Raw genomic sequence first — 18,943 nt, forward strand, 5'->3', positions numbered from 1 at the left:
ATTCAAAGAGGGATTCTTATGAAGAAAGAGATACGGCAAACTAAAATTGACCAGTTAATTAATAAAAAAATAATTGCAACGCAGGATGACTTGATTGCAGAATTAGAACGTGTTGGAGTTAAGGCGACGCAAGCGACTATTTCAAGAGATATTCGTGAAATGAAAATTGTTAAAGCACAAGATGAACAAGGAAACTTGCGGTATGTCATTTTTAAATCAGGTAATCTTAGCGAAGAAGTACATCTATTTGAAATTATTTTTGAAGTAGTGACTAATATTACTAAAATTCAATTTATGAACGTTGTTAAAACAATTCCCAGTAATGGTAATTTGTTGGCAGCAATTATTGACGATTTTGGTTTAACTGATATTGTTGGAACCGTTGCGGGACATGATACAATTATGATTATCAGTCCAGATGAACAGGCTGCTGAACGAGTTTATGCTATTTTTACTGAACACGCTAATGTAGATAATTTAATTTAATGATTGAGGGACTAGAAAATGGACGTAAGTCATTTTTTAGTCCTTTTTAAGTTCTTAAAAATCTCATAATAAAATGGCCAGTTTACTTTTTATAATAACGCTATGGTAAAATGATAAAAAGATATTAAGATTGGTATGAGGATGACTAATGGAAACTGAAAATAGAAGAAGTGAACCTGAAAATAAAAATTGGTTTGTCGTATTAGTAATTAAATTTAAAAATTGGTTCCACAAAGTATGGCATTTTTTACATGGTTGGCAATGGTTAACTATTTTTATTCTTGCAATTATTTTAGGCTCAAGTGCGTATTTAACTTATGTGGCGAAGGCAACAAATGTTAGTGGATTAAAATCTGCCTTGCAGCAATCAACAGAAATTTTTGACAAAGATGGTGATCGTGCTGGGTCGCTTTATTCTCAAAAAGGGACTTATGTATCACTGGACAAAATTTCGCCAAATATTCAGAATGCAGTTCTCTCATCTGAGGATCGAAATTTTTACCATGAGTATGGATTTTCAATCAAAGGGATGGCCCGTGCTGCTGTTTTATTGGTTAAAAATCGATTAACGGGTAGCAGTGCAATTAGTGGTGGTGGGAGTACCATTACACAACAACTTGTTAAAAATGCTTTTTTATCACAGAAACAAACTTTTAGTCGTAAGGCAAAAGAAATATTTATTTCAGTTCAAACAGAAAATGTATATTCGAAAAAGGATATATTAACCATGTATCTCAATAATGCGTATTTTGGTAATGGTGTTTGGGGTGTTCAAGATGCTTCGAAGAAGTACTTTGGTAAAAATGCTTCAGAGTTGACGATTAGTGAATCTGCAGTTATTGCGGGGATGTTGAGCTCACCAGGAGCTTACAATCCGATAGATCATCCTGTAGCAGCCAAGCAAAGACGAAATGTTGTCTTAGATGTTATGAATGAGAACAAAAAAATATCTAATTCCGAATTATCGAGTGCTAAACAGACAGCTATCACGCTGAAGGATACGTATGACTATCAATCAGGATATAAATATCCATATTATTTTGATGCTGTGATTAGCGAAGCAATCAAAAACTATGGCTTAACTGAATCTGAAATCATGAATCGTGGGTATAAAATTTATACAGCGATGGATCAAACGCATCAAAAAACAATGCAAACATCGTTCAGTAATTCAGCTTTATTCCCAGAAAATGCTGATGATGGTACAAAGGCACAAGGTGGTTCAATCGCAATTAATTCAAGAACGGGTGGTGTTACGGCAATTGTTGGTGGTCGTGGCACCCATGTCTTCCGAGGGTACAATCGTGCAACACAGATTCATCGTCAACCCGGTTCTACGATGAAACCTATTGCAGTTTATATGCCTGCATTAGAGAATGGTTACTTTTATGATTCTGAATTGAAAGATAAAAAGCAGTCATATGGATCAAATAATTATTCGCCAAATAACTATGATAACCAATACTCGGGTAAAATACCGATGTATGAAGCACTAGCACTTAGTAAAAATGCGCCAGCAGTTTGGTTATTAAATAAAATTGGTGTTGATAAAGGGTATGCAGCTGTTAAAAAATTTGGGATACCCGTTAAAAGTTCTGATAAAAATCTAGATTTAGCTTTGGGTGGGTTGACTACCGGAGTGTCACCATATGAAATGGCTAGTGCCTACACCGCGTTTGCTAATGGTGGTGTGCAAAAAAAGGCTCATTTTATTACTAAAATTGTAGATGCTTCTGGTAATACGATTGCTAATCATTCAGATGATAGTGAAAATAAAGTGATGAGTAGCAAGGTTGCTAAGTCAATGACAAGTATGATGATGGGTGTTTTTGAGACTGGAGGTACCGGAGAACTTGCTGCGCCAGTTGGCTATACAATTGCTGGAAAGACGGGAAGTACTGAGGCAAAAAAAGGCTCTACAAATGGTACGAAAGATCAGTGGGTGATTGGATACACACCAGATGTTACCGTTGCAACATGGGTTGGATTTGATACAACTGATGATACTCATTACTTGAAAAATTTAAGTGGCAACGTTGTTGATTCTTTATTTAAAGATGAAATGACAGGTATTTTACCAAATACACCAAAAACAAGTTTTTCAACGAAATCTGCTGCCGTTTTGGCGAATAATACTAATTCAGATGATAATGGAACTGGGATTTTGAGTTCAGTTGAAAAGCAAACGGATAAAATAAAAAATAAATTATCTGATTCCGCTAAAAAAGCTCAAAAATGGCTTAGTGATGGCGTTAAAGGAATGTTTGGAAATTAGAACGAATCAATGCAAATTATGAATAAAAATGATACACTTATTAGGTTAATATAAACTATTATTGGAGGAAGCAGAAATGGTTGTTAATATTTATGATACAGCAAATCAAATGAGTCAAGATCTTGGTCAAACGGAAGAATATAAGGCTTTAAAATTAGCTTATACAAAAATGCAAGAGGATGAAGTTGCTTATAACTTATTTAAGGAATTTCAAACAATTCAAATGGCATTGCAACAAAAACAAATGAACGGCGAAGAAATGACAGACGAAGAACTTGAAAAAGCACATAAACTTTCAGAAAAAATTGGTGAGTTTGATGCAATTAAAGATTTAATGGACAAAGAACGTGTGTTAAGTGAAGTTATGAATGAAGTTAATTCAATTATCACAAAACCAATACAAGATTTATATCGTAATTAATTTGAATAAAAATCCTGGAGGCAAAGCAGTTTATGTTTTGTGCCAGGCTTTTTTTATAAAGGAGTGGAAAGATGAAATTTATTCATGCAGCTGATTTGCATTTGGATAGTCCTTTTGGCGGATTAAAAAATGTGCCTAATCAATTAATGGATTCAATTTATCAGTCAACGTTTAAAGCTCTGAGCAATCTTGTAGATACAGCTATCAAGGAATCAGTTGATTTCGTTTGTTTAGTTGGTGATTTATATGATTCAGACGAGATGAGTATTATGGCACAGACGACATTGATTGATCAGTGTGAACGACTTCAAAAAGCGGGGATAGCCGTTTATTTAAGTTTTGGTAATCATGACTTTTCTGATAATAGTCAAAATCATTTAGCTTTTCCGCCAAATGTAACGTTATTTACAAGTGAAGTTGAAACCGTGACCCATCTTTTAAAAAATGGCGATGAGGTGCAATTAACTGGATTTAGCTATGCGCACAGATGGGAGCCTTCAAAGATTGCTGATTACCCAATACGTGGTAATGAAAAATGGCATATTGGATTAATACATGGTGCAAATGAAGGTGTGAGTTCAACTTCAGTTGAAAGTTATGCGCCATTTACGGTTAAAGAATTACTACAGAAAAATTATGATTATTGGGGATTAGGCCATATTCACGTACGACAAGTTTTAAATGAAATGCCCCCAGTTATCTATCCTGGGAATACGCAGGGCCGTCATCGTAAAGAATCAGGCGATAAGGGCTTTTATTTGGTAAGTAGTGAGGGAAGTAAATTGGTGCCTGAATTTGTTACTTCCTCTACGATTGATTGGGAGACAGTTGATGTCTCTATGGCAACCATTAATTCCTTGTCAGATGCAATTGATGAGATTGATGCCGAATGTCAAAAATTCTCTGAAGATAAAGCGTACTTAATGGTAATACAATTAACTGATTTAGATGATTTTAGTGACTTATTATTAAATCGAATTCAAAATGGTGATTTATTGACGGCTTGGATTCAAAAACATACGCCGGATAATTATTATTGGCTTGTTAAAATAAAAATGTTAGTTAATGAAAAAGTGACTTTTGAGTCAATTGACCAAGAGTACTGGGAAGAAAGCGCAAAGCGTGTGTTTACGAACGATAAAATGACTGAGTTAGCTGATAAATTATTACAAATTCCAGAACTAAATACATACTTATTAGGGAATGGACACTTATCAGAATTACAAGAAAGTGCGAAAGTATTGCTTCGTGAAAATCAAGCAATTGAGGGCCGTAAAAATGAAAATAACTAAAGTTACGATTTATGGATTTGGAAAATGGCATGATCAAGTATTTGATTTTAGTCAAACGAATCAAGTTATTTTTGGGTTAAATGAAGCCGGTAAATCAACATTAACAACTTTTATGTTAAGTATGTTGTTTGGATTTGCTACTGCGAAAAAGAAATATCAACAGTATTTACCTAAAGATGCCTCTACATATGGCGGAGAACTAGAATTATTGGTTGAAGATGTTGCTTATCGATTAACACGGACACAAGGGAAAGCCGGTGGCAAGGTAGCTATTGTCAACAGCCAGACTGGTGCAAAGGTCGCAAGTAATCAATTGCAGGAATGGTTAAAACCAGTAGATGAAAATCTGTATAATCAAGTATTTTCATTTAATCAGCAAGCATTGAATCAAGTATTTGATTTAACAAATGAAGATTTGAATGAATACTTAACGACTATGGGTGCAGTTGGTAGTCAAGAATGGCTAGAATTGACTAAACAAATTCAAAAAAATGCAGATCATGTCTATAAACCAGCTGGTCGCGTAACTGAGTTAAATAAGGAAATTGCAGCATACAACAATTTAGTTGATAAGATAAATCATGCTAAACAGAAGTTTCCAGAATATGTTGCAACGCAGAAAAAGTTGGATCAAAATAAAGAAGCAGTTAAAGAATTACAAGTAACCCAACAAAAACTAACAAAAGACCAACAACGTTATGAACAGTTAAAACAAAATTGGTTAATTTATGCACAATCAAGAGCATTAGTGAATGAGTTAAAACAAGTTGATGGAAATGAAATGATTTCCAATGACAATTATCAAACGATGCAAAACTTGTTAGGTAAGCAAAAAGTGAATGACGAAAGACTAAAATCAATTGATCATAGTGTGGCTAGTGAGCAAGAAAATTTAGCGGCTTTAAATTTAATCAATTTTTATGAAGCGAATCAAAGTGACTTTGACACTTTGTTTACTCAGTTGTCTGAGAACCAGCAACGATTAGATAAAATGTTATTGGAGCAGACAAACTTGAATCAGTTGTTGGCTGAACAAGAACGATTAACGATTCAATATCAAAATTCTCAAGGCATAATGCCAACAGTGTTTAGTACAAGTGATCTTAAGCAAGTTGTCGACTTAGTTAAGCTTGAAGAAAGTAATAAAGCAACTTTACAAAAAATTGAGCAAAGTCAATTTGCAAAAAAACAAGATGTTTTGGCGCTAAATCAAAAAATTAATCAAGAAAATATCCCCCAAAAAAGTAAATGGTCTATGCAACAAATGATTGTAATGGGTGCAATAGATATTGCAATTGTCTTAAGTATATTGATTTTTAACCCATCAAAATTAATAGGATGGTTAGGAACAGTTATAGCAATTGTATATACCATATATGCATTTAAACAGCATAATTCAAAAAACAAATCGAATCCAACACAGTTAACGCAATCTCAAATTGAGTTGCAGACGCTTACGGCGGAGATTGATACAACTCAATTGAAAATAAATGAATTAACAGGGCAGTTGAATCAAACAGAGGTTGAACTGACTAATTACCAAATGCAATATGGGTTAACAGATTTTCCAAGAAATCAGTGGCTTCCAATGCAAAATGATTTAAATCGCTTAGGGTCTTTAACGAGTCAAGTTAATCAAAAATCTGCAGAGATTGATGGTCTGTCAGAGGCAATACTGACTTATTTAAATCAAGCGGATTTTGCTGATAGTTTTTTAGCTATCAATAAAAATGAGTTATCAGATGGCTTAAGTAGAATTAGGATTTTTAATAATAAATTAAAACCATTAATTGCTGAATCACAATCGATTAAAAATAAAATGAGTTATTTAGATGAGCAAAAAAAGCATGAAGATAAGATACATAATGATATTTCAAATCAAATCAATGACTTATTGACACAGTATCAGCTAACTGAAGTTGATCAGTTTGAAAAAAATTATGATTCACAAAAACAATTTATTCAAGATAAATCTAAATTGGATACTATTAATGCGCAACTACCTATGGAGGTCAGAAAAGAACTTGATACGTTTGAATCCGAGGCAAGCCTGAATGAACAATTAGCTAAATTCACAGAGCAAGCAACTCAAATTCAAAATGATATAGTGCATATAAATCAGACCATTATTGACCAAAAAACGGCGTTACAGACTTTAAAAGTAGAAGGAAATTATACAGAGTTACGCCAAAATCTGGCTGAAAAAGTAACTGTTCTGAGCGAGTTAGCAGATAAATGGTTAACTCAAAAACTCACTATTAATTGGATTAATGAGGCGTTGCAGGATTCATCAGGTGTTAGAATGCCACAAATGATTAAATTAGCCAATCATTACTTTGAATTATTAACCTTAGGGCGTTTCACACAAATAAATAATTCAATGGGATTATTAACGGTTGTTTCTTCTGATATGGTATCATTTGAAATAGGCGAATTATCGCAAGGAACAGCAGAACAGCTCTATATTGCACTTAGATTTGCCTTAGTTATGACAATTAATGAATCAGTAGAATTACCATTGATTATTGATGATGGGTTTGTTAATTTCGATAAAAACAGAAGAAATGCTGTGTTACGACTTATACGAGAAATAAGTGAGACAGTTCAAGTTATATATTTAACAGCCGATGATTCAGGATTAACTGAATTTGATAGTGATAAGATAATCGAGTTATAGGAGGATGGACATGGCACAAGAAAAGAAAATATTTGAATACAAAGTTGATGAAAATGTTGCGTTGTTTGTTTTAATTAAGAGCGCAGAAGTTAGAAATACAAAAAATAATAAGCAATTTATTGCCTTTAATTTTGAAGATAGTTCCGGTCAAATTAGTGCTAAACTTTGGGACGCGACACCTGAAGCAATTGAACAATTTCAAACAGGAAAAGTTGCCTTCATTAAAGGAAAACGAGAAGTTTACCAAAATAATCCACAGATGAAGATTTATCATATGAGATTGACTGAAGAGGGCGAACCTAATGATCCAAGTCAATTTGTTGTTAGTGCACCAATGAAAAAAGATGAGATGGAAGAAGAATTTAATAAAACCATTTTTGAAATTACAACTCCAAATTGGAATCGAATTGTGCGGTATTTGATAACTGAAAAACATGATGACTTTTTTAGCTATCCTGCTGCAAAGAAAAATCACCATGCATTTTCTGGTGGACTAGCATACCATACACTTTCGATGTTAAGACTTGCCAAATCAATCGTTGCTGAGTACGGTGATGTGATTAATGCACCTTTACTCTATTCAGGGGTTATTTTGCATGATTTAGGTAAAACAATCGAATTATCAGGACCTGTTGCGACAACCTATACTTTGGCGGGTAATTTGATTGGGCATATTGTGTTGATTGATGAAGAAATTGTTAAAGCGGCTGGTGAGTTGAAAATTAATCTTGAATCAGAAGACATGATTTTATTACGTCACGTTGTTCTTGCTCACCACGGTTTGCTCGAATATGGATCACCAGTGCAACCACATTTGATTGAAGCGGATATTTTACATCAAATTGATAATATAGATGCATCAATCCAAATGTTGAAGGGATCATTAGCTCATACAGAAGAGGGCGAATTTTCCGAACGCATTTTTGGGATGGATGGTCGTAATTTCTATAAGCCGCATCTTAATAACGATGTGCCAAATAATTAATTTTACTAAATAACACAATGGAATTTTTCCATTGTGTTATTTTTTTGCAAAAAAAAACATCAGATAAAATCTGATGTTTTAACTGAACTATTTTGAAGAAGATGATGATAAGTAGCTTGAAAGAACATCTTTCAAATCTTTATCTTTGATTGATACGTTACCTTTTTTAAGTACTTTACCAACAATCTTTTGTAACTTAGTTGAGTTGGCCATATTTTCAGTAACAATTTGTTCCTTTAAGTCAGAAACATGATCGGCTTTTTTACCTTTACCAGCGTTTTTAACACTTAAGATTACATCGTAACCTGAAGTTGTTTTAACGGGGGTAGTTGTGTATTTACCTTGTTTCAAGTCGAATGCAGCTTTCTTGAATTCTGATGTTAATGTTGTATCTGTATTGTTAAATGCAGCCAAAGTACCACCAGTACTTGCAGAAGTTGTATCAGTTGATTTTGATTTAGCTAATGCAGTGAATTTAGCAGTTAAATCTTTAGCATTTTTTTGCTTATCAAGTTGTTTAATGATGTTTTCTGCAGTTGCTTTATCAGCAACTTGAATACGTTGAACGGTAACATTTGGTTGGTATTCTTTCCATTGTTTGTTTACAGCAGTTGTACTTAAATCACTGTAATGTTTAACGGCAGCTTTCAAAAGTAAGTTAGAACGTAATTCTTCTTTGAAACTTGCTTTTGTCATGCTGTTTTGTGATAAAACAGATGAGAAACTTGATCCGTATTGTGCTTTATAAGTATTGTATTGTTTTGTGACAGCTTTAGTAGAAACAGAATCACCATATTGTTTTTCCAATACTTTGTTCAAAATCATTTGTTGTAAAATTGATGTACCACTTGATGTTTTCTTCAAACTATCGTAGTAAGCACTTTCTGTAACTTTACCACCTGAAGTAGTTGCGACTGTTGAGTTCCCACAACCCGCTAATGTAAATGTTAATAGTACGCCGGCTAAAGCTACAAGCCATTTTTTCATAACCTAACACATCCTATTTCTTAAAATTTTTGTCTTTTCAATGAAAGATCAATAGTCTTAATATACCATAATTACGTTGTAATGAAAGTAATTGCATGAAAATTCACAAAAAAGTCAAACTTTACAAACCATTTTTTATTGGTACTGTTCTAACTTTTTAGTGATCTTATTTATGTTTGGTTGGATTTCATAGCCAAATTTATCAATACGATCATTGATAGAAGTAATAATGGGTAATGTTTGTTCAACCGTTTTATTCAGCATGTCTGTTGCATCTTGCATTTTTTTTGATGCGTTAGTTAAACGGTTAATATCTTTTTGATAATCGGAAAAATCTTCTTTTGTTTGGGCAATTTTTTCTGTCAGTCGTGTCATAAGTTCATCTTTATGCATGTAGACATAGTAGGCTGAGCCACCAAGAACTGATAAAAGGGCGACGCGTTTAAACGTTTTTGACATTAATTTTCTCCAATCTTATTTTTGATTGATGTTTTGATTGTTTCAAGTTGATCTGGTGTATATTTTTTTGAATTGTCTTTGAATGACATTTTAAAAGTATCTTTTGATGTGTATCTGGGAATTAAATGAAAATGTGAATGGAAAACAGATTGGTAAGCAATCTCACCATTATTGTTAACAATGTTCATCCCTTGAATATCTGGATTACTTGCTTTAATCGCAGCGGCAATCATTGGAATTTTGGCAAATACTTTACTAGCAAGTGCTTGGTCATAGTCAAAGATGTCTGCCACATGTTTTTTTGGAATGATAAGTGTGTGTCCGGGAGTTGTTTGTGAAATATCAAGGAAAGCTTTAATGTTATCATCCTCGTACACAGTGAAACTAGGAATTTCGTTAGCAACAATTTTACAAAAAATACAGTCAGTCATAAGTTTGCCTTCTTTCAAAGTTAGTTAATGCTTACATTATACATCATGAATGATAATTCATCATAATATGATATAATCAAAGGCGTAAATAAATTGTAAATGGGGAATTATTAAATGACATTAGAAGTTAAAAACTTAGTGGGCGGTTACTCTCAAATACCAGTCTTAAAAGATATTTCTTTTGAAGTTAAACCTGGAAACGTTGTTGGCTTAATCGGGTTAAATGGTGCCGGTAAATCAACGACAATTAATCATATTATTGGGTTATTAACCCCACAAAAAGGGACTATTAAATTAAATGGTGTGACATTAAGGGAAGATAGCCAAGCTTATAAATCACATTTAGCTTATATTCCTGAAACGCCGATTCTTTACGAAGAATTAACGTTAAAAGAACACATAGAGCTTTCAATGATGGCTTATGGATTGGATGAGGAAAAGGCATGGAAAAAAGCTAATAAATTACTGAAAATATTTAGACTTGATAATAAATTAGAATGGTTTCCAGCTAATTTTTCAAAAGGGATGAAGCAAAAAGTGATGATTGTCTGTGCTTTTTTAACAGAATCAGACTTTTACGTTATTGATGAGCCATTTCTTGGATTAGATCCATTAGCAATTAATGATTTACTAGAGTTAATTGTCGCTGAAAAGGAACGTGGCGCAAGTGTTTTAATGTCAACTCACGTTTTGGCTACTGCTGAAAAATATTGTGATTGGTTTATTTTATTGAATAAAGGTGAAATAAAAACGCAAGGTACAATGATTGAATTGAGAAAAGCTTATAACAAGCCTGATGCTTCTTTAGATGAAATTTATCTCGGTCTAACTAAGGATGAGGTAAGAAAATGAAAGATTTATGGATAACTCGTTTAAAAAATCACCAGTTATTACTATTGAAATATTTACGATATGTCTTAAATGATCATTTTGTTGTAGCAATTATGTTTTTTATTGGTGGACTTGGATTGGCTTATTCTAATGGCTTAAAAGTAATGCCGGTTAATTTGATTTGGTATCGACCAGCTCTAATTGTTGGTTTATTGGTGATTTTACAAATTGGTCGATTAAGTACGTTGCTAAAAGAAGCGGATGTTGTTTTCCTTTTGCCACAAGAGTATGCGTTAATTACTTATTTAAAAAAGGCAAAACGGTATTCAACAATTATGGCTAGTTTGATGCAATTAGGGTTTATTGTGTTACTTATTCCGGTTATGATCATTGGTATGCGAATTTCATTAATAAATAGTCTATTTTTAATTCTGACGCAATTATGTTTGAAAAATAATTGGCTAACAATTTCATTATTGGAAAAGTATCAAAATAACAGATTTGGTCGGCTGAATAAAGGGTTAGTTAATCTTTTGTTTCCAATTGTACTTTATAGTCTTGGTCTATATGGCAGTTTTGTTGGGAGTTTTATGATTGCTATTTTAAGCAGTTTTGTATTGCATTATTTGGCAAAAAAAGATTTCAAAGAAATTTTTGATTGGAAAAAAGCAATTAGTTTTGAAGAAAATAGAATGTTAGGAATTTATCGCTTTTTTAATTTGTTCACTGATGTCCCAATGGTCAAGGGCCAAGTTAAAAGAAGGGCCTATCTTGATTTTATTTTAAATTGGATTAAGAAGGATGATAAAAATGTTTATGCCTTCTTGTATGCAAGAGGATTTATTCGTGGGACTGAATTTAGTGGCTTGTTCATTCGGTTAACGTTAATGGGGTCATTGATTCTTGCGTTTATTTCAAATGATTGGTTAGCAATTGCATTTTTGGCTTTGTTTATTTATCTGATTGGTTTTCAATTACTTCCTTTTGCAAAGCATTATGATAACATCATTTTTACGAGATTGTATCCAAGAGGAAAAGACCATCAAATTAAGAATTTTAAAAAATTCACGCTAATTATTTTAGTGATAAGTGCTGTATTTTTAAATAGTGCACTTTATATTGGAACGGGCCAATTTTTGATGCTAGGTTATGGTATTTTGGTAAGTTTAATCGAAATAATACTGTTTACTCATTTCTACTTAGTTGTCAGAGTTAAAAAAATCCTTGACGTAGAATAAGGATGTTTGTAATATAAAACTATAAGGTCAGAGTTTAGTTGAGAAAAAGAGGTAGCAATAGGATGGATTTTAATTTGGATCCCGGTTGGCAATTGCTGCCAATTGGTGGAGATACAGGTACCGCATACATGGGTACTCGTGCGCAAGAAAAGGTGTTTTTGAAACAAAATATGTCACCTTTTTTAGCTGCATTGTCAGTTGCTGGTATTACGCCAAAATTAATTTGGACTAAACGTATTTCGAGTGGTGATACAATAACTGCGCAGGAATGGTTGAATGGTCGAAATCTTAATTCTGATGAAATGGATCAAAAAATGGTTCCTGAGTTACTGTCTAAAATTCATCGTTCAAAACAATTGAAAAATATGTTGAGTCAAGTTGGTGGGGAAGTCATAACACCTAGTGGATTGTTGGCAAATTATTTTGATGATTTGAGTGATGATTTAAAAAAACATCCTTTGTTGGCGGACATGTTTCAACAGTTAAATGAACATCAACCTAAGTTATCAATGGACGAATATACAGTCTGTCACGGTGATTTGAACCATCGAAATTGGTTGCGGTCTGATACCAATCAATTGTATTTAGTTGATTGGGAGTCAGCAAAGATTGCTGATCCAGCCATGGATTTGAGCTTGATTATGTCGGAGTATATTCCAAATGCCCAATGGAGTGATTGGTTGAGTGAGTACCATGAGTCATTAGAGGATAACGATTTATTGAACAGAATTAATTGGTATATTATAATGGCCAACTTACAACGAATAAAAAAAGCACATGGGTTAGGCCGATTTCATGAAATGAATCAGGCACTTATCGAATTGCAAAAATACAACATGAAAATGAATTAAAAGAGAGTGGGGCTAAAACGATTAATACGTTCTAGCCCCACTTACTTTATAAAATGAAATGAGGATATCCAAATTGAGATTAAGAAATAAGGTATGGGCCGAACCATTAATTGCAGAACATCCCGAATTACTTGTGACGTCACCTAATCAATTTAAAGGTAATTGGCAATCAAGATTTGAAAAAGATCAACCCCTATTTATCGAAATTGGTATGGGCAAGGGTGGTTTTATTATGGGGATGGCTAGAAAATTTCCAGAATATAACTTTATTGGTATTGAATTACAAACGACAATTGCGGCAATTACTTTAAAAAAACAAGTTGAAGCACAAATTCCAAATTTACAATTAATTTTGGGTAATGGTGATTCAGTAACTGAATTTTTTGATGATAATGAAGTTGATGGTATTTATTTGAATTTTTCAGATCCTTGGCCAAAAACAAGACAAGCTAAACGTCGTTTGACACATAGTAGTTTTCTAAAAGGCTATGAAAAAGTTATGAAAAATGAAGGCCATCTTGAATTTAAGACGGATAATCGAGGCTTGTTTGAATATTCTTTAGTTAGTTTGAATGAGTATGGGATGTCTTATGATCAAGTTTGGCTTGATTTACATGCCAGCATAGAAGCTGAAGATAACGTTATGACTGAATATGAAGAAAAATTTAGTAAAAAAGGACAACCTATTTACAAATTAGAAGCACATTTTAAAGCACTTAAAAATCTGGAATAAGAATTCCAGATTTTTTTTGCAAAAAAACCGTTTAAAATTAAAAAGACTATGATTACTGCTTTAAATGGTAACTGAGCTACATTCTTAGCTTCTTTTATGGTAATATTATATAATATAAATTAAGAAATATTAAACGAGTTAATGGTAAAATTTGTAACCAAATTGTGAGATAAAATGAAATGGGGTTTCCTAATTATGAATGATAAAACGTTTAATTTAGTTAAAACAATGACAGAACTTCAAGCAACAAGTGGCTTTGAAAATAATGTACGTGAGGTCATGCGTGAAAAAATGACACCAAATGTGGATGAAATTGTCCAAGATGGTTTGGGTGGTATTTTTGGTATTCGTAAAAATGCGGCTGAAAATGCACCTAAAATTATGACTGCTGCGCACATGGATGAAGTTGGATTTATGCTTGCTGCAATTAATGATAATGGTTTATTTTCAGTTCGTCCACTTGGCGGATGGAACCCATTCGTTGTTTCTTCACAACGGTTTACATTAACAACACGCTCAGGTCAAACCTATCCAATTATTTCTTCTTCGGTATCACCTCATTTATTGCGTGGTGATAACCATCAAAACGCAACACCACAAATCAATGATATTCTATTTGATGGTGGTTTTGAATCTGCAGATGAAGCAAGAGAATTTGGGATTGCACCAGGTGATTACATTGTCCCAGATTTTGAAACAATTAAGACAGCTAATGGTAAAAATATCATTAGTAAGGCGTGGGATAACCGTTATGGATGTTCTGCAGTGCTTGAAACACTTGAAAAATTAAAGGATACGCCATTACCAAATACTTGGTTTGCGGGTGCTAATGTTCAAGAAGAAGTTGGTTTGCGAGGAACACCAGGTGCAGTGAATATGCTGAAACCAGATTTATTTTTTGCCGTTGACTGTTCAGCAGCAAATGATATTGAAACAACCAAAGGCACATTTGGACACCTTGGTGAAGGCACATTAATCAGAATTTACGATCCAAGATTAGTAACACTTCCTAGATTGAAAGAATTCTTGTTAGATACTGCTTCTGATAATAATATTCCTTATCAATATTTTGTTTCTCAAGGTGGGACTGATGCGGGTGCTGCTCAAATGGAAAATAATGGTATTCCAAGTTCTGTTATTGGCGTTTGCGCACGTTATATTCACACACATCAAACGATGTTTTCAATTAGAGATTACGAAGCAGCAAAAGAATTACTTGAAAAGACAATTTTAGGATTAGACCGCTCGACTGTTGATACAATCATTAGGGGGTAGTTAAATTGGAAAAATTAGAAGTTTTAGAAAAAAACAAATTTGACGAATTATTAGCAAATGGGAAGTCATTATTCTACTTTACGGCAGGTTGGTGTCCAGATTGTAATTTTATTGAACCAATGATGCCTGAGATTGAAGCAGAATACCCTGATTTTAAATTTTATAAAGTTGATCGAGACGAACAAATTGACCTTTGCCAAGAATGGGGTATTTTTGGAATTCCAAGTTTTGTTGCCTATGAAAATGGTACTGAACTTGATCGTTATGTTAATAAAGATCGTAAAACAAAAGAACAAATCGAAGCATTTATGAACAAACTAAACTAATTGGGGTGATGGTCATGTTTGAGCAAGTTTATAAAAAAGTAATGGTTGGCATTGATGGTAGTGTTCAGTCTGAACGTGCATTTAATCAAGCAGTTGACAGTACTTTAAAAAATGAAGCAAGTTTGTTAATTGTGCACGTCGTTGAACACAGTATTGATAATACCTTTTCGGAAGATGAAGATGATGTTACGACGGAAGTTGAACGTTTGAATGAGACATTAGCTGACTACAAGCAAGTTGCATTAGACAAGGGCGTTAAAAACGTTGAAACTGTTTTGGCTTATGGGTCTCCTAAGGTATTATTGAGCCGTGAAATACCAGAAGAAAAACACGTTGATTTAATCATGGTTGGTCAAACTGGGGCCAATGTTGTTGAACGATTTGTAAATGGGTCAACAACAGCTGCAATTCTTAGAAATGCACCATGTGATGTTTTAGTCATCAGCGATGATAAGAAGGGAACTAAAAAATAAACATGTTGATAGCAAGTTATAACTTAAAAAATGTTGGCGATACATTAATGGTCGTCTTACGTGAAGATGCAGAAAAACAAAATTCAGAATTAAAAAACAATGTTGTTCGTATTTTTAATGAAAAATCGAATGAAACGTTAGGCTTTAATTTTTTAGAAATTTCTAAAGAATTACCTGATTTGTTAGGTAATGGACAAGTCTTTTTAAATGAAAATCAAGTAGATAAGTTGAACGAGCTTATCAGTGCTGCTGGGTTTGATGATGTTCTTATCGTTGATGATGATCCTAAATTTGTTGTTGGATATGTAGCGGAATCTACTGAACATCCTGATTCAGATCATTTACATGTGACAAAAATTCAGGTTAATAATAATCAAATGTTGGATATCGTTTGTGGGGCACCTAATATTGAACAGGGACAATTAGTAGTAGTCGCAAAAGTTGGTGCAATGATGCCAACTGGGGCCATTATTTGGCCAGGCAAATTACGTGGTATTGACAGTTATGGGATGGTTAGTTCAGCACAAGAATTAGGGATCCCTAATGCTCCAACTGCACATGGTATTTTGGTTTTAGATGAAAAAACGAATCATGTTGGTGATGCTTTTGATTTTGAAAAAGCAGCTAAATTATTCGCATAATATAGATTTAAAAAAACTAATTGCGGTTATTAGCAATTAGTTTTTTACATAGTTAGGATGAATTTAATGGAGCGTTACGATGGACCCGCGTTTTATAAAAAAACGATAAAAAAAGAAGAAAATGTGCCTCGTCGTAATGATCATTTTGCACGAAAAGGAATTGAGACTAGTAGTCAAAATGAAAGTTCGCAAATGAATCATTATTCTCGAGGATTCAAGCCAAAACAAATACCCGCATTTTTAACGAGTAAAAAACATAATAAGAGTGTTGAGTATCGTCAGCTTTTAGTGCAATTAACTAAGGCAAAGGATACTTATTTGTTATTTGACAAACAGGATACTAGTTACTTTGTTGAAGCAGAGATTGAAGAGCCAAAAACAGAGTCGACTAAATTAATCCATATTGCAGATCCAGTAGTTGAGGATAAAGTAATACCAGAAATGCCATCCGTTTTAGCTGAAACAGTGGCAGAAAAGCCAGTACAACATGATAGCATTGAAAAAATTAATCAAGAGCCAAGAAAGATGGTTGTTAATAACAAACATGCATTAGCTCGTGGTTTGTTTGAAATTTCAAATTCTGAAAATGAAGCTCAAAAAGAGTTATCTGTTTTTAAAGATAAACCTGAAGTTTCGTCACGAGAAGAGCTTGCATCTGTTGATAAGAATCATCAAACTAATGAAGAAGTACAAGAAGTACAAGAAGTACAAGAAGTACAAGAAGTACAAGAAGTACAAGAAGTACAAGAAGTACAAGAAGTACAAGAAGTACAAGAAGTACAAGAAGTACAAGAAGTACAAGAAGTACAAGAAGTACAAGAAGTACAAGAAGTACAAGAAGTACAAGAAGTACAAGAAGTACAAGAAGTACAAGAAGTACAAGAAGTACAAGAAGTACAAGAAGTACAAGAAGTACAAGAAGTACAAGAAGTACAAGAAGTACAAGAAGTACAAGAAGTACAAGAAGTACAAGAAGTACAAGAAGTACAAGAAGTACAAGAAGTACAAGAAGTACAAGAAGTACAAGACAGTTATTACGATGACCAATCTGATGAAGAAATTGTCATTGCGGATGCAACCTACCAATTTCCATCACTTGATTTATTGCCAGATCCTATTCTAGAGAATGCTGGTGAATTGGATGATTGGGTTCTTTCTCAAATTGACGTGTTGAATAATACGTTAGAAGCTTTTCATGTTAATGCAGAAGTTGATGGTTGGACAGTTGGACCAACGGTGACACAATTCGAAGTATCATTGGCTGCTGGTGTTAAGGTAAGCAAGATTACTAATCTTGTCGATGATTTAAAATTAGCCTTAGCGGCAAAAGATATTCGTGTGGAAGCACCAATTCCTGGTCGTAGTAGTGTCGGAATTGAAATTCCTAATTTAAAATCAAGACCTGTCCTACTTTCAGAGGTATTAAGGTCGCCTGTATTTATGGAAAATAAATCACCATTAACAGTTGCATTAGGGGTTGATTTATTTGGTGAAGCGCAAGTAACTAATTTACAAAAAATGCCACATGGCTTGATTGCTGGGGCTACAGGTTCTGGTAAATCAGTCTTTATCAATAGTTTACTAGTCTCTATTTTATATAAAGCGACGCCAAATGAAGTTAAGTTGCTATTGATTGATCCTAAAGCTGTTGAATTGGCACCATACCATGATATTCCACATTTATTGGCGCCAGTTATTTCAGATGCTAAAGCGGCTTCTGCGGCTTTAAAATGGGCTGTTGATGAAATGGAAGAACGTTATCAGAAATTAGCTGCAGCTGGAGCTAAGAATATTGGTAACTTTAATCAAAAAGCAGAAGCAAATGGTGATTTTAGCTTAAAAATGCCATATATTTTAATTATTATTGATGAATTGGCAGACTTAATGATGGTTGCTTCAAATGAAGTTCAAGATTATATTGCTAGAATTACGCAAAAGGCTAGAGCTGCAGGGATTCATTTAATTCTAGCAACGCAACGTCCAAGTGTCGATGTTGTGACAGGAACCATTAAAAATAACATTCCGACTCGAATTGCGTTCATGGTATCAAGTCAAATTGATTCGAGAACAATTTTGGATACGGCGGGTGCTGAAAAGTTACTTGGCCGAGGCGACATGTTGTACCTCGGTAATGGGTCAAGCCAGGCTGTTAGGTTACAAGGAACCTATATCGAAGATGAGGTTGATTTGATTACTGACTTTGTTAGAACACAAGGAAAGCCAAGATATGCGTTTAATCCAGATGGATTGAAGAAAATGGCAGATCAGAATGAGCAACAAGACGATTTATTACCAGGTGTTTTAGATTTTATTGCACATGAACAGACTATTTCCACTTCTAAATTACAACGCGTCTTTTCGATTGGTTATAATAGAGCTGCAAATATTATTGATGAACTTGAAAATCATCATCATGTTTCACATGCTAAAGGGTCTAAACCCCGAGATGTGTATTTGACTGAAGATGAATTAAGACGAATGAGAGCAGAATTTTAATGACATTCTGAATATATTACCTTATTTTGAGTTTAGTTTATGGTAAAATTATAGAGAATGCTGTCA

18 protein-coding genes are annotated in these 18,943 nt (G+C 33.6%); 15 read left to right on the top strand and 3 right to left on the bottom strand.

Features of this window, described 5'->3' with window-relative positions; all coding sequences use genetic code 11:
* Window positions 1–18: 18 nt before the first annotated feature.
* The 6 genes from ACVPPR_RS03410 to ACVPPR_RS03435 all read left to right on the top strand — a co-directional run bounded on the left by ACVPPR_RS03410 (window position 19) and on the right by ACVPPR_RS03435 (window position 8,136).
* On the top strand, window positions 19–486 hold the full coding sequence (locus tag ACVPPR_RS03410) for an arginine repressor (RefSeq protein WP_462304643.1): 468 nt from the start codon (window positions 19–21) through the stop codon (window positions 484–486).
* A 148-nt stretch (window positions 487–634) separates the two neighbouring features.
* Entirely contained in the window at window positions 635–2,761 is a 2,127-nt protein-coding gene (locus ACVPPR_RS03415; protein ID WP_462304644.1) for a PBP1A family penicillin-binding protein, read from the top strand.
* A 76-nt stretch (window positions 2,762–2,837) separates the two neighbouring features.
* On the top strand, window positions 2,838–3,182 hold the full coding sequence (locus ACVPPR_RS03420; protein ID WP_462297708.1) for a YlbF/YmcA family competence regulator: 345 nt from the start codon (window positions 2,838–2,840) through the stop codon (window positions 3,180–3,182).
* 71 nt (window positions 3,183–3,253) lie between these two features.
* Window positions 3,254–4,474, top strand: coding sequence for a metallophosphoesterase family protein (locus ACVPPR_RS03425; RefSeq protein ID WP_462304645.1), 1,221 nt, complete (start codon window positions 3,254–3,256; stop codon window positions 4,472–4,474).
* The gene (locus ACVPPR_RS03430; protein ID WP_462304646.1) at window positions 4,461–7,151 is read left to right on the top strand and encodes an ATP-binding protein; all 2,691 of its coding nucleotides are present in this window, start codon (window positions 4,461–4,463) and stop codon (window positions 7,149–7,151) included. Before ACVPPR_RS03425 ends, ACVPPR_RS03430 begins: the two co-directional genes overlap by 14 nt.
* Before the next feature lie 10 nt (window positions 7,152–7,161).
* A complete protein-coding gene (locus tag ACVPPR_RS03435; RefSeq protein ID WP_462304647.1) occupies window positions 7,162–8,136 on the top strand; it encodes a 3'-5' exoribonuclease YhaM family protein in 975 nt (324 codons plus the stop codon).
* 87 nt (window positions 8,137–8,223) lie between these two features.
* Here the strand turns inward: ACVPPR_RS03435 and ACVPPR_RS03440 are convergent, their stop codons facing one another.
* From ACVPPR_RS03440 to ACVPPR_RS03450, 3 genes are all read right to left on the bottom strand, one after another.
* Window positions 8,224–9,123 (bottom strand): peptidylprolyl isomerase, encoded by a 900-nt coding sequence (locus tag ACVPPR_RS03440; protein WP_462297704.1) that lies wholly within the window; start codon window positions 9,121–9,123, stop codon window positions 8,224–8,226.
* A gap of 135 nt (window positions 9,124–9,258) precedes the next feature.
* Window positions 9,259–9,582, bottom strand: a complete 324-nt coding sequence (locus ACVPPR_RS03445) for a hypothetical protein (protein WP_462304648.1) — start codon at window positions 9,580–9,582, stop codon at window positions 9,259–9,261.
* Window positions 9,582–10,013 carry an HIT family protein gene (locus tag ACVPPR_RS03450; RefSeq protein ID WP_462304649.1) on the bottom strand — a complete coding sequence of 144 codons (432 nt, stop codon included), beginning with the start codon at window positions 10,011–10,013 and terminating at the stop codon, window positions 9,582–9,584. Before ACVPPR_RS03450 ends, ACVPPR_RS03445 begins: the two co-directional genes overlap by 1 nt.
* Before the next feature lie 114 nt (window positions 10,014–10,127).
* Between ACVPPR_RS03450 and ACVPPR_RS03455 the strand changes: the two genes are divergently transcribed.
* From ACVPPR_RS03455 to ACVPPR_RS03495, 9 genes are all read left to right on the top strand, one after another.
* Window positions 10,128–10,865: an ABC transporter ATP-binding protein gene (locus ACVPPR_RS03455; RefSeq protein ID WP_462304650.1), complete on the top strand. Its 738-nt coding sequence runs from the start codon at window positions 10,128–10,130 to the stop codon at window positions 10,863–10,865.
* Window positions 10,862–12,082, top strand: a complete 1,221-nt coding sequence (locus tag ACVPPR_RS03460) for an ABC transporter permease (RefSeq protein ID WP_462304651.1) — start codon at window positions 10,862–10,864, stop codon at window positions 12,080–12,082. Before ACVPPR_RS03455 ends, ACVPPR_RS03460 begins: the two co-directional genes overlap by 4 nt.
* Window positions 12,083–12,144: 62 nt before the next feature.
* The gene (locus ACVPPR_RS03465) at window positions 12,145–12,933 is read left to right on the top strand and encodes a phosphotransferase family protein (protein WP_462304652.1); all 789 of its coding nucleotides are present in this window, start codon (window positions 12,145–12,147) and stop codon (window positions 12,931–12,933) included.
* Window positions 12,934–13,006: 73 nt separating this feature from the next.
* Window positions 13,007–13,666, top strand: a complete 660-nt coding sequence (trmB, locus tag ACVPPR_RS03470) for a tRNA (guanosine(46)-N7)-methyltransferase TrmB (protein WP_462304653.1) — start codon at window positions 13,007–13,009, stop codon at window positions 13,664–13,666.
* Between the two features lie 195 nt (window positions 13,667–13,861).
* Window positions 13,862–14,941 (top strand): glutamyl aminopeptidase, encoded by a 1,080-nt coding sequence (gene pepA, locus ACVPPR_RS03475; protein ID WP_462304654.1) that lies wholly within the window; start codon window positions 13,862–13,864, stop codon window positions 14,939–14,941.
* A 5-nt stretch (window positions 14,942–14,946) separates the two neighbouring features.
* Window positions 14,947–15,267: a thioredoxin family protein gene (locus ACVPPR_RS03480; protein WP_462297695.1), complete on the top strand. Its 321-nt coding sequence runs from the start codon at window positions 14,947–14,949 to the stop codon at window positions 15,265–15,267.
* A 14-nt stretch (window positions 15,268–15,281) separates the two neighbouring features.
* Window positions 15,282–15,740 (top strand): universal stress protein, encoded by a 459-nt coding sequence (locus ACVPPR_RS03485; RefSeq protein ID WP_462297694.1) that lies wholly within the window; start codon window positions 15,282–15,284, stop codon window positions 15,738–15,740.
* A gap of 2 nt (window positions 15,741–15,742) precedes the next feature.
* The gene (gene ytpR, locus ACVPPR_RS03490; protein WP_462304655.1) at window positions 15,743–16,381 is read left to right on the top strand and encodes a YtpR family tRNA-binding protein; all 639 of its coding nucleotides are present in this window, start codon (window positions 15,743–15,745) and stop codon (window positions 16,379–16,381) included.
* Window positions 16,382–16,438: 57 nt separating this feature from the next.
* Window positions 16,439–18,877 (top strand): DNA translocase FtsK, encoded by a 2,439-nt coding sequence (locus tag ACVPPR_RS03495; RefSeq protein ID WP_462304656.1) that lies wholly within the window; start codon window positions 16,439–16,441, stop codon window positions 18,875–18,877.
* Window positions 18,878–18,943 lie beyond the last annotated feature (66 nt).

This window comes from Dellaglioa sp. L3N (assembly GCF_054941095.1).